This window comes from Niastella caeni (genome assembly GCF_004834005.1).
Lineage (GTDB): Bacteria > Bacteroidota > Bacteroidia > Chitinophagales > Chitinophagaceae > Niastella > Niastella caeni.
Window position 1 is genome coordinate 1 of record NZ_STFF01000009.1, and the last position, 12,644, is coordinate 12,644.

Annotated in this window: 10 protein-coding genes; 4 read left to right on the plus strand and 6 right to left on the minus strand. The window is 41.7% G+C overall.

Annotation, left to right across the window (positions count from 1 at the left end):
* Positions 1-544 precede the first annotated feature (544 nt).
* A complete protein-coding gene (locus tag FAM09_RS31455; protein WP_262711682.1) occupies positions 545-670 on the minus strand; it encodes a hypothetical protein in 126 nt (41 codons plus the stop codon).
* Positions 671-714: 44 nt separating this feature from the next.
* Here FAM09_RS31455 and FAM09_RS24985 point away from each other — a divergent pair, with 44 nt between their 5' ends.
* On the plus strand, positions 715-3,606 hold the full coding sequence (locus FAM09_RS24985) for a DEAD/DEAH box helicase (RefSeq protein WP_136579900.1): 2,892 nt from the start codon (positions 715-717) through the stop codon (positions 3,604-3,606).
* Between the two features lie 197 nt (positions 3,607-3,803).
* Positions 3,804-5,567, plus strand: coding sequence for a T9SS type A sorting domain-containing protein (locus tag FAM09_RS24990; protein WP_136579901.1), 1,764 nt, complete (start codon positions 3,804-3,806; stop codon positions 5,565-5,567).
* A gap of 102 nt (positions 5,568-5,669) precedes the next feature.
* On the opposite strand, the gene FAM09_RS24995 is transcribed toward FAM09_RS24990, so the two are convergent.
* The 3 genes from FAM09_RS24995 to FAM09_RS25005 all read right to left on the minus strand — a co-directional run bounded on the left by FAM09_RS24995 (position 5,670) and on the right by FAM09_RS25005 (position 8,977).
* Complete coding sequence (locus FAM09_RS24995) at positions 5,670-6,839, minus strand: hypothetical protein (protein ID WP_136579902.1); 1,170 nt, start codon at positions 6,837-6,839, stop codon at positions 5,670-5,672.
* Positions 6,826-7,812 (minus strand): DUF2157 domain-containing protein, encoded by a 987-nt coding sequence (locus tag FAM09_RS25000; protein WP_136579903.1) that lies wholly within the window; start codon positions 7,810-7,812, stop codon positions 6,826-6,828. The genes FAM09_RS24995 and FAM09_RS25000 overlap by 14 nt, the downstream gene beginning before the upstream one ends.
* 76 nt (positions 7,813-7,888) lie before the next feature.
* Positions 7,889-8,977, minus strand: coding sequence for a hypothetical protein (locus FAM09_RS25005; RefSeq protein ID WP_136579904.1), 1,089 nt, complete (start codon positions 8,975-8,977; stop codon positions 7,889-7,891).
* A gap of 405 nt (positions 8,978-9,382) precedes the next feature.
* Between FAM09_RS25005 and FAM09_RS25010 the strand changes: the two genes are divergently transcribed.
* Together FAM09_RS25010 and FAM09_RS25015 are read left to right on the plus strand one after the other, a co-directional pair.
* On the plus strand, positions 9,383-9,895 hold the full coding sequence (locus tag FAM09_RS25010) for a hypothetical protein (RefSeq protein ID WP_136579905.1): 513 nt from the start codon (positions 9,383-9,385) through the stop codon (positions 9,893-9,895).
* Positions 9,896-9,904: 9 nt separating this feature from the next.
* Positions 9,905-10,579 carry a hypothetical protein gene (locus FAM09_RS25015; RefSeq protein ID WP_136579906.1) on the plus strand — a complete coding sequence of 225 codons (675 nt, stop codon included), beginning with the start codon at positions 9,905-9,907 and terminating at the stop codon, positions 10,577-10,579.
* 65 nt (positions 10,580-10,644) lie between these two features.
* Here FAM09_RS25015 and FAM09_RS25020 read toward each other — a convergent pair whose 3' ends face one another.
* A complete protein-coding gene (locus FAM09_RS25020; protein ID WP_136579907.1) occupies positions 10,645-10,947 on the minus strand; it encodes a hypothetical protein in 303 nt (100 codons plus the stop codon).
* A gap of 322 nt (positions 10,948-11,269) precedes the next feature.
* Complete coding sequence (locus tag FAM09_RS25025) at positions 11,270-12,595, minus strand: citrate (Si)-synthase, eukaryotic (protein ID WP_136579908.1); 1,326 nt, start codon at positions 12,593-12,595, stop codon at positions 11,270-11,272.
* Between the last annotated feature and the right edge of the window lie 49 nt (positions 12,596-12,644).

Sequence of the window (12,644 nt, forward strand, 5' to 3'; positions counted from 1 at the left end):
GCGGTTGGCTAGAGCGTCCCGATGACAATCGGGAAGGTCGTCGGTTCGACTCCGATATTCTCCACAAAAAAGAAGCTTTAAAAGGTCTGCAGCAATGCGGGCCTTTTTTGTTGGAATTAGTCAAAACCTTCCGATACCACTTAATAAAAATCTAGTCCAAAATGAAATCTCGAAACTTATCAATAATTGGTTTAACCCAGGCAGGGTAATTTTTCACTTTCAGATACATTTTACCCTCACCTATATGCAATATTTCATGCGGTATAACGGGCTCTTCTATAAATACAATCCCATTATCAAAAAGAGTGACTGAATCAAATTCAGAGATGTATTTATAAAGATTTTTATACCCGAATTCATAATTGAAACGGTAAAACCTTGATTATTTTTTCTTCTGAAGTGTGGGAGTCTTGCTCTATTAGTACTGTATGACCGTTGGGATACTTATGAATGAATAAATTAGGCTTTGCGCACAATTCATTGCGATAAACCACAGGCAGATTCATCGCTTTATCCTTCTCCATTTCTTCCTTCAAAACAGCTTTTAACCTGCTTCTTTTTCTTCAGCACTTAATGCAAAAAAAAGTTTCTGTCTTTTAAAAGCCATGGCATAATTATTAACCTTACAAAAATAATAAATTTCTACCGTTTCAGCTTTTAAACCACCCATCCCCACAAAAACCGTAGTTTGCCCCCAAATCAGACCTACTTTCCATGGGCCACATAAAAGACCTGCAGGAGCAATTACTGACCGATGAACGCAAAGCAACCATTCCGGGGTTAACACTCCACAGTGACGAACACATAGTTGTATTAAAAAACTATCGGTTTCACAAACAACTCACGCTGGAACTTTACCAGGCCCCTACTACCCAAACCGGGAAGCTAAAGAACCCGCTTAAGCTGATCAATCCATTCGACGCCGCCCTTAAAGCAAAGGATCTCGATGAACTTAAATTCCTGACCGCCCTGAGCCGCTTTCAAAACAATCCTACCGCGGCAAAATCCCCGGCAGATATCGAAGCCCTCAAAACCGTAACGGCGAATCCGCTCTCTTTACGCTTTTTCTATCACAATGCTGAGTTCTCTGAAAATGTTACGGCCGGTTCTTTAAAAGAAATCAATATAGGTGAACCTATTAAAGATCTACCACTTTCTATTCGCAAGGAAAATGAATGGTATTTCATCGTTCCTCAAATTCAAATTGGAAATAAAAATTTTTCATTCAGTGATATCGAAATCAAATATGATTATTTCATCTTGCGCGGCGAATCTATTCACTTACTTTCCCAATTTCATTTGCTTAAACTCGTTCGGTTCTTTAAGCATCAACCTGCTGGGTTAAAACTGCATAAATCGGAATATATAAACATTCAACAGAACATTTTGTCTAAGCTGGAGGACAAGATAAGCGTTCATTACACTTTCCTTGAACCAGGTAATAAAACACAAATAGCACAAAGCGGATTGCGTTCATCTTTAGAAAAGTTTATATACCTATCAGACCTTGACAATTATGTATTGATCAATCCCGTGCTGAAATACGGTACCGTTGAAATTCCGGTACTTACCAAAAGACAAATTTATATCAAGGATAGTGAGGGCGAAGTGTTTGCCGTTGAAAGAGACAGGGATGCGGAAGTTAATTTCATTGCACTGCTATTAAAACAACACGAAGATTTTGAAGAACAGCTTGATACCGACCCGCCTCACTTTTACCTGCACAAGCAACGCTTTTTAAATGAGGATTGGTTCTTAAATGCTTTTGAGCAATGGCAGTCACAAGGTATCACCGTGCTGGGCTTCAACCAACTTAAAGGGAATAAGTTAAATGGTAATAAAGCAAAAATTACCATACAGGTTGCCAGCGGTTTAGATTGGTTCAATGCCAGCCTGGAGGTTCGCTTTGGAAAGAAAAAAGCATCTTTAAAACAATTACACATCTCCGTTCGCAATAAAAACAAGTTTGTAAAACTGGATGATGGCACGCAAGGCATCCTTCCTTCAGAATGGTTACAAAAATTTGAAGACTACTTTAACGCAGCAGAGATAGTGGATGAAGTTTTACAAATACCTAAATTCAATTATGCTGAAGTAAAACAACTCTTCCAGGATGACGAGCTGGATGATACCGTTAAAAAGGAAATTGCGTTGTATGAATCAAAACTAAAACAGATTGACCTTTACAATGAGGTGAATATACCAGAGGAACTGAATGCCTCCTTAAGAGCGTATCAAAAGCAGGGACTTACCTGGTTAAACCTGCTCGACAATTTTAATTTCGGCGGTTGCCTGGCCGATGACATGGGCCTCGGTAAAACCCTTCAGATCATAGCTTTTATTTTAGGACAACGAAAAAAAGTTCAACAGAATACCAACCTGGTGGTGGTGCCCACCTCACTAATCTTTAACTGGCAGGCCGAAGTGCAAAAATTCGCTCCCTCCTTAAAAATGCTCACGTTATATGGCGCCGGCAGAATAAAAGATATTACCGCATTCGATAACTATGACATCATTTTAACTTCCTACGGAACCCTCCTTTCAGACATTGCCTTTCTTACTAAATACAGGTTCAATTATATTTTTCTCGATGAATCGCAAAACATAAAAAACATAGAATCACAACGCTATTATGCCGCCCGTCAGCTACAATCACGCAATAAAATAGCCATCACCGGAACACCGGTAGAAAATAACACGTTTGATCTGTACGCCCAGTTATCATTTGCATGCCCCGGCCTGTTAGGCAACAAACAATCTTTTAAAGACCTGTTCTCTATACCGATAGACAAATTCAAAAGCAGCCGGCATGCCCGGCAACTGCAACAAAAAGTAGCGCCTTTTATTTTAAGAAGAACCAAACGGGATGTAGCCAGGGAACTTCCGGAGAAAACGGAAATGGTCCTCTATTGCCCTATGGAGGAAGCCCAACGCAAAGTGTATGATGCCTATGAAAAAGAATTCCGCGATTATATTGCCGGCAGAAGTGAAGAAGAACTTTCCAAAAACTCCATACATGTGTTAAGGAGTTTAACCAGGTTGCGACAGATCTGCGATTCACCGCTTTTACTGGAAGATGAAAAGTTGTATGGAGACAGCTCCTCAAAAATTGAAACACTGATAGAACAAATTGACAATAAAGCGCAAAATCACAAAGTACTGGTGTTCTCACAATTTGTATCGATGCTTGAACTGATAAAAAAAGAGCTGCAGGATAGAGGAATAGCATTCGAATACCTCACCGGTAGTACAAAAAACAGGGAAGCCGTTGTAAATAATTTTCAAATGGATCCGTCGATCCGGGTATTTTTAATAAGTCTGAAAGCCGGTGGCACGGGTCTTAATTTAACCGAAGCAGACTATGTGTACCTGGTTGATCCCTGGTGGAACCCCGCAGTTGAAAACCAGGCTATAGATCGCAGTTACCGCATTGGCCAGGCAAAGAACGTAATGGCGGTACGCCTGATCTGCCCTGATACAGTAGAAGAAAAAATAGTGAAGTTGCAGGCAACGAAAAGAGCGCTGTCAAACGATCTGCTAAGATCAGAAGCATCTTTCTTTACTTCCATAACAAAAGCGGAATGGCTTTCCCTGCTTCAACATTAGGTGTAATTAATTAACGATCAAGCACTTATCACATATCGTTTTTCTTTTATAATTTTTTCCAATAATTACTACCCCGTTTGCCATAAAAAAATGGCCTCTTTGCATCATAAATAATACAAATATATTTAAAGGATCATCTGTAGGGATCGATACCCTTTATCACAATAGCCTTGAATTACACTTTAATCCGGTATTCTATGGTAAAAAGTGCTACCCTTAACCAAAGCGTAATTGCATTACGCAAACATCTATTTATTGTTTCTTTTATTATAAGTTTTCTGTTGCCTGGCGTTTCGTACCAAATACAGGCACAGTTAACTTTAACTTCCGGACAGTCTGCTACCATCAATTCATCCGTCACTTATCCTTCCGTATCCATTTCGGGCGCCAATAATACATTATCCATTGGCAGCAGTGGAAGTATGACTGTCACCGGAGGTTTTACCTGGCTCGACCAACCGTCGTATATCAGCATTGCATCCGGTGGTGCGCTCACCATCGATGGCAACCTCCAGGGCGATGGTAATACGGGCACCAATAACAACTATTATCCCTGCCTGTCAACTACGGGACTTACGTCCCAGGCCATGATCATCGATTGCAAAGGCACACTCACGGTAAACGGTAATCTGGCGGCAGGCACTGCAACAAAACGATTTAAGAACTGGGTGTTTCTGCATGTTGACAGCGGCGCTACTGTAACCCTCAATGGAAATGATAATGTATTAGGCCCAAGAGGCATCATCCATGTGCACAAGGGCGGAACACTGAGGGTAAATGGAACCAACTTCCTGGTTGAATATGCCTATAGCCGGATTGAAATTGATAGCGGCGGAACAATGAGCGCGGTAAATCTTACTGTTAACGGGAACGGGTCAACGATCGTATCGAGCGCTTGTGCAACTAATCCGCCTCCCTATAATGGCATTGCCACTACTACAAACCCACCTTATACTTCACTGATTGTAAATGGTTCGCTTGCTGTTAGCGGCAACCTGCATATCAACGATGCGGCTGTTAGCACTTCTGCCATGACCTCAGGCACCGGGCATTTTACTGTAGGAAATTCGGGAACAGTGACCGTTGGTGGTAATTTTATGAATAGCTCAACGCCTACAACCACCGGTTCAGATACTGCTACCATCAATGGCACCTTAACCGTGACCGGCAATGCAATTAATAACAGTGCATTGAACATCGGCAGTACAGGCGTAATGACAGTCAATGGAAGTTCAGGCCTGTTGAACAATACAGGCAGTGTATACGGTGTGTCGGTGATCGATGTAAACGGGCGTTTGAATGTTGTTAACCATTTAACCAATAATGGACTGGTCAATATCAACGCAACGGGTAATACAAGAGTGTTTGGCAACCTCTTTAATAATACGATCACCACGTATGGGGTTGCTGTTATTACCGTAATCAATAACCTGTATGTACAGGGTAATCTTACCAGCAATGACATTATCAGGGCTATCTGTCCGCCGGGCGATACAACAGCTTACGTTGCATGGGGCGGCGCCTGGGTCTCGGGCGCGCATGATACCGTACAGAATTATTCTTCCGGAGTAAAATATTATACAGGAACCCAGATCCCACCTGGCAATGCCCTGAACATGTGCACAGGCAACCCGGCTACGCTGACAATCGTGTTGGCGGCCAGGCCGTACAGTTCACTACGGGAGGTTCAAACCAGGGATAAGCTGTTTGCCGTACAGCTCCGCCCCTCCTTTACCACCCAACCCTGGCTGACAGTTTTTGCATACATGCCAAAAAGGGATCGCCTTTCCATACAGGTAACCGACGTAACGGGCCGCACGCTGGTACGCCAAAAAGTGAATGCAGAAAAAGGCGATAACACCTTTAAGCTTGACATCTCTCGATTAAGCAGGGGCATTTATTACGTGCAGGTATTTAATAACAATGGATTTCACAAAACCTTGATAGCAGAGAAAAAATAGCCGATGCCATCCTATGGCTTCATTAAATCGTTCGAATCCTTATTCTATCCTTTCTGGTTCTAGGTCTGCAGCAATGCAGGCCTTTTTTATTGGGAATTACTTCTAGAAACCGCCGGTAGCTCCACCGCCGCCACCACTTCCGCCACCAAATTTGGTTTGATCAACAGTTTCAACAGGCGTTGTCTGGTGGAAGGTTTGTGTAACAACCAAAGATTCCACCTGAAGCCAGCCGGCTAAAGCAGGATCATTCGGTTCGGCATGTGTAAATCCATGCCTGGGGGTTGTAAGATATTTTGTAATAGCATAAGCTATAATGATCATTATTATACCGCCTATTGTTATTGCTACTTCCAGCGGAGCAATGTGATGATAATAACGAATGGTACATACAATAGCAGCAACCAATACCAGGCCTGTTCGCAGTATAACAACATCTTTCTTCTGTATACCTCTGAATATATATGCAATGGGAAGAAGAATTGTCGTGATCCAGAAAAACCAGCCGCCGGGGATAGATTCTCCTTCTTTCAACCCAAGCTCAAACATGCTGTTGCTTACCTCCCTTACTACAAAATAATTTCCGGCTGCATACAATGTAACCAGGGCCAGTATTTCTACAAACGTACAACTGGTTTTATAATATTTTACCCGGCTATTATGCTTATTCTTCTTCATAAGCCAATAAACGAAAAAGGAAATAGCCATGAGCAAAAAGGGCATTATGATCTTTGCCACATCGCCCAGCCGGATAACAGCATAAAATACGATAGCAAGAAAAGAAAGATAAACAAGGCCGCTTATTAATATGTTTCCAAATCGCAACAGGATATAAAAGGTTAGAATAAATATTAGAACAGATCGGGCTAAGAAAGAAATGTAAGGAAAAAGTAGCGCTGCAGCGATTGACATAAACGCAATGCTCAACCATAACAAAGCATCGTCAATTCCCGACCGGTAATGCTTTTTTTCACGAATTAAAAACTCCAATGCGGTATAAAGCATTAATGAAACAATAAGTACCAATGTTCCAATCCCTTTTTCTGACTCAATTTTGGTAAGCAGCCAAAACAAACCAAAACCCATCAACACGATCACTACTGTTAGCAGAAATAATCCTATGCGTATAAATAAATTGGGGGTGTAGAGATTGACAGGATAAACGTTTTTTATAGCATCCGCCTCCTCCTTTGAAATAAGTTCATTATTCAAAGCAACGCTGGCTTCCTCATTTATCAATAAGTTGTCGAGCGAGGTATGGTTATAGGCTATCATTATGCTTTAGTTTTTTGTTCATCCTGCTCAGGAATACGATCATTCCTATACCCGATACAATAAAATACATAAATCCAAAGTAAACAGCGCCCATGTCCATCCGGCTATCTATCAGCAAACGTATTATCACATAGCTGATACCTATATAACCATACAGGGTTAACAGCAACATAAAATAAAAGGAAGCGGTAGCGAGTGATCTTCTATAAAAAAAGAAAGCAATGGCAGCCAGCGGTAAAAGCCAAAGAATATACCAATCGTCGAAGTGAAACATGCCTGCCAGGCAGGCAATGAACAATATATTCATTCCAAAGTTGGTGTACGTAAAACTAAAATGCGCTTTTATATTTTTCTGTTTGCTGAGCAATGCTATTACATTCAGCGCCACTCCTAAAAACAACCCGGCAAAAATGATCTCGGCATCTTCAAAATCGTTTGCTTTGAGAATATTGAGTGGTGTAATGGCAATACCCATCCAGGCAGCCAAATTGGTTATGGCCATACTTAAAACCCCTAAATGATCGAAATAATAAGCGCAAAAGAATAAAATGACCATTGGAATAAAAGTAGCCAGTCCATATGCATTTCCAAAAGCCGTATACTGTACCTGCAGGTAGGTTATAAAAGTGATCAGGGTAAGGCACCCCAGTAAGAGTATATAATCAAAAAAAGAATTGGGCGCCTGTACTTTGGTCATAGCAAAGGGAAGCTTTTTACGTTCACAATAGAAGAAGCAACCTATGCATAATAGTCCAATGGCAGCCAGTATAACCTGGTGACCGATCGTATCGATGTTTTTATAGATCAGTATTCCTAATCCGCCTGTAAGCAAAAGAATACCGAGGTATAAGATCGTTTTTAATTCCCAGTGTACCGAAAAAAGGCTGGAATCAGCCTTTAGCTTTATTTTTTGAAAAGAAGGGGCTGAGATCAGGCCTTCGTTGTATAACTTTTCGAATAAATGTGTGTCCATGTTGCAGTGAGTTACATTAATCTTAAATGTATAAACTTTTAGAAGTATATACAAGTGAGGATAATCTGTCACTCACCTATTGCTGGCTAAAAAAGAAAATGGCCAATATCACCAGCAGCACCAATGCAATCACGAGTATCACTTTAAGAACAGATACCGGCTTTTTACCATGAATTTTGCCAGTTTGTCCATTTACCAGGAAATGATATTGTTTGTTCTTGTAAAAATAGGTGCAAACCCAAAGCGGCAGCAGAATATGTTTATAGGTTTGATTGCTATAGGAAGTACTAACCTCTACGTTCCTGTATGTATCTATCCGGCAAAGATCAACGCAGGCATTATAAATCACTTCATCCATAACTCCCTCTGCCCGCGCATAACCATCGCTTACTGCAATATCATATACATCGGCCTGAAAGCCGGAAAGATAACGGGTATCGAAGTTTACCAACGCACTTAACTCAAAAGGAAAAATGCTTTCGTATTCACTTTGGGTTAATTCTTTAGTTCCGCCTATAAGTATATCGTCGAAAAAATGTTCATAGGTGCCTGTCCGCCAGATCCATTCGGTCTTTCGCACCCGCTCTGTTCTTCTGTTACCATTGGAATCTGTTACCGTTTCAGTTTCATAATAATACCGGCCGCCGTATCCGCTCCATTCACTATTGGTTTGAGCATCATAGGTCCAAAAGGGCAGATAAATACCGTGCAGTGCATCCTCCCGCGCAAATTCCTTGAGATCACCAGGTGCCCACCACCCTTTGCTTAACCAGTTCTTAAAAATAGTTACCGATTGTTGCTGATCTATATTGAAAGGAATAATACCGGAGGGCTGTACAATGCGGGTTTTATAAGCTACGGGGTTCACCACTTCGAAGGTGCAAAAGTTGCAAACGAAAGTAGGTGTTTCAGAAGTAAATATTGTTTCAGCGCCGCATCGCGTGCATTTATATACCTGTTGTTCTATAACTGCTGCCGGGTCGCCGGTTTCCGACAATTGCTGCTTCAGGCTATTCTCTTTAATAAGATCGGTGCCTTTATCAATTGTTACTTTTACACCACAATACTCACACTGCAATTGTTGATGCTGCGGATTAAAATATAATTGCGCATTGCATCCCGGACAAGGGAAAAGTAATAAGGGATCTTTTTGTAATTTTTCCATAAGAAGGTCGTCGGGTTCTTTTATAGCTTGCCTGATTAAGTTGAATTGGCGCTTTCCAAAGAAGCATTAGTACGAAACCAGCGAAAAAGTTACATAAACTGTTCAAGAAATACAATGTTTATTGCCGGATTGCAGATCAACCATAAACAGCGTATTTTCAACTTCATTTTGCACACCTTATGAATAATCGATTTTTCTGTTGCATTTTACTTTCCCTTTCTTTTGCATGTTATTACAGTTGTAATAATAATGCTGATCAAGGCAAAAAGGCTGTTTTATTGGCAGATAAAGAAGCACTGGCAAAATAATACAGCTATAGAATTCATCAATCAATTATTATCTTGTGACGCAATATGGAACAAAAATTCAAAAACTTCCTGTACGAAATTTAACCCAGACCGTACCATGAAAAAATTAGTTTTACCGCTCCTGGCTTTGCTGGTTTTGACCAATTGTGCCGGTAACGACTCGGCGAGTGAAGACACGCCAAAAGCCAGCACTGCAAAAACCAAAACCAGTAACACGAAAAAAGCGAAGGCCGCCGCAGCTAACCCTTCCGGCTTTAAACTCGATTTTATTAAATCCATTCCCGGTTCTATAGACGGCTGCGGCGAATTCTTTACCTACGACACCTGTAAGTTGACCGAAGAAAAATATATTTTCTTATCAGATATGGGCGATATGGCCATCATCAGGATAAAAGGAAAGGATATAACTTTAAAAAAGAACACCCGTGAGTCGAAGCAGCTTAATGCCATCAGTTCGGTAGAAGTGTATTATGCCGTAGGTTATAAAGTAGTGTTACGTAAGAAAGAAGTAAAAGTAGCTGACGAATTCTATGAATATTCAGGCACCCTGCAAATAACCGGTAAAAAAATAAAAACGACCTTCAAAGTACGTGGCGAGGGTGGATGCTAAAAACATGTTATGAATAAACTTCTTTACCTGTTGTTCCTGATCACTGTCTTTAGCTGCGAGCAGCCGCAGTCGATTAAATCGAAAGCCGGGGCTGAAACGCAAAAAGATAGCAAATACAATAGCTTACTTTCCCTGTTCAATAATGTTGCTATTGATACGCTGGAAGTGTATTCAACAGAAGATCCGGCCGATCCAATGAGTGGCCGCGCCATTGACAGTATCAACGCTTTGTTTTTTCCGGAAGATATGGCCCAATGGCATTTACATCAGCCTCCTGGTTTGTTCGCCATTTACAAGTTCGGTATAGATAGTAACAGAATTGGCTTATTGGCAAGAACACCTTCTGATTATGTGCCCTCCTCTGTTAAATTGTTCTTTTTCGATATGGCAAAAGACAGCCTCTCTTCTTATATAGAATTAGGGGAACGCTGGGGCGATGCGGGTGACTATACGATAAAAAACAGTTGGTTATTCCGGGATAGCAGCCGGCATGTACAAATTTTGATCAACGTTACCAATGGTCACCATAACGAAGTAGATGACCCCAGAGACACTACTGTAGTGGAACAGGACCTGTATACCCTGCTCGATCTGTCGAAGCCCAAAATTGACACCATCTTTGAAGACAAAGAAAAACTGCCAAAGCAATATAAAAGCCTGGTAAGAAATAGGACCAGGAAGTGATTTTGGATTTTGAGATTTTGGGATTTCGAGATTTCAGGATTTATTGATTTACGATTGACGCAACATTAGGACCCTGCACGTATATTTCTAAAATACTCCTTTATCAATGCCGTATACAGTTTATTACGCGTTACGTTTAACCGTACCTGTGCTTCTTTGCTTAATTCTTCATCGGCCATTATCCGCTTGGCTTCATAATTCGCATCTTCCATAGTTGACTGTACCAATCTTTGTTTAGCATTGAACTTTTGATTGCTCATATCAGGGTATTTGCTCACGACCGTTTTGTCGCCATATTGTTTAAATACGAGCTCTTTACCCAGCTGCCCTGATAATTTCATCAATAAAAGACTTTTAGTGCTTGCCATAAACAACAGTTTTGTATTATAAATATACAAATATATAGCATTCTAACACTTAAGGTCTACCATAATGTTACCCTTTATCCTAAGATCATAGTAAGGATTTCCTTAGGTGATCATTAGGTAAAAACCCAAGGAAGACCCTAGGATAACCCAGGGATAACCTTAGGATGACCCTGAGATATAAAGTAGCAACGAGGTTCTAAAAAGGTTTTAGCTACCGGCTGCCGACAAAAGCCCGAAAAGTTTATTCCATTAAAAAACCCTGCTCCGGCGGTTAAACCAGAACAGGGTTTTGTATATAAGTTTTGAGAAGAAAGATAATCTACTAATCGCCCCAGATCTCGTCTTTACCTTCCAGCCAGGCTTTTACCAGGTCGGTAGTTACCGACTTCGGACGCTCAATGGCAAAGCCCAAGGCTCTGTCCCAGATAAGGCTGGCCAGTACACCCAATGCGCGGCTAACGCCGAACAGCACCGTGTAGAATTCATACTCAACCATTCCGTAGTGAACCAGCAGCGCACCGCTGTGTGCATCTACGTTAGGCCATGGGTTCTTAACCTTGCCCAGTGATTCCAGGATCGGCGGAACTACATCGTACACATTCCATACGATCTGTACCAGCGGATCATCAGAGAAATGACGTTTGGCAAAGTCCATCTGCGCGGTGAAGCGAGGATCGGTTTTACGCAATACTGCGTGTCCATAACCAGGAACCACTTTTCCTGCAGCGAGCGTACTTTTTACGTATGTTTCTATTTGTCCTTTGGTAGGCACTTCTGTTTTCAGTTCTTTCTGCATTTCCAGGATCCATTTCACCACTTCCTGGTTAGCCAAACCGTGTAACGGACCAGCCAGTCCATTCATCCCTGCAGCCAGGCTCAGGTAAGGGTCGCTTAATGCTGAACCTACCAGGTGCGTTGTATGGGCCGATACGTTTCCTCCTTCATGGTCGGCATGAATGGTCATATACAAACGCATCAGTTCTTTAAAGCTTTCATCTTCGTAACCGAGCATGTGCGCCAGGTTACCAGCCCAGTCGAGCAGGCCATTGGGTTGAATATGCTGGTTGTTATGATATTTACGACGGTAAATGTAAGCGGCTACACGAGGCAGACGGGCCAACAGGTCCATAGAGTCGTCGAACACCGCTTCCCAATAATCTTTCTTATTCATACCCTCGGCATAGCGGCGGGCAAAATTACTTTCGGTTTGCAGGGCCATAATGCCCGATACGAACATGGTCATCGGGTGGGCGGTTACCGGCAAAGCGTCAATGGCGGCAAATACGTGATTAGGTACGTGTGAGCGGCGTTGCCAGCTTGAGGTGATATAAGCTACGGCTTCTTCATCGGGCAGCTCGCCAATCAACATCAGGTAAAAAAGTCCTTCAGGTAAAGGTTCATTACCACCGGGAACCTTTGGCAAATGTTTTTGTAATTCGGGAATTGAATATCCGCGAAAACGAATCCCTTCTTTTGCATCGAGTAATGATGTTTCTGAAACCAGGCCGGTTATTCCACGCATACCCTGGTAGATCTGAGATAATTGTACCTCACCAATCTTTTTACTACCATGTTGTTTTAACAGATCTTTTAACTCGGCCGCGGATGCTTCTGCCTTTACCTTAAACCTATCCTTTAGAATTCCCATGATGCAGTATAATTATTTGTAAATATGTAATAATGAGGGGAAAAGTTTG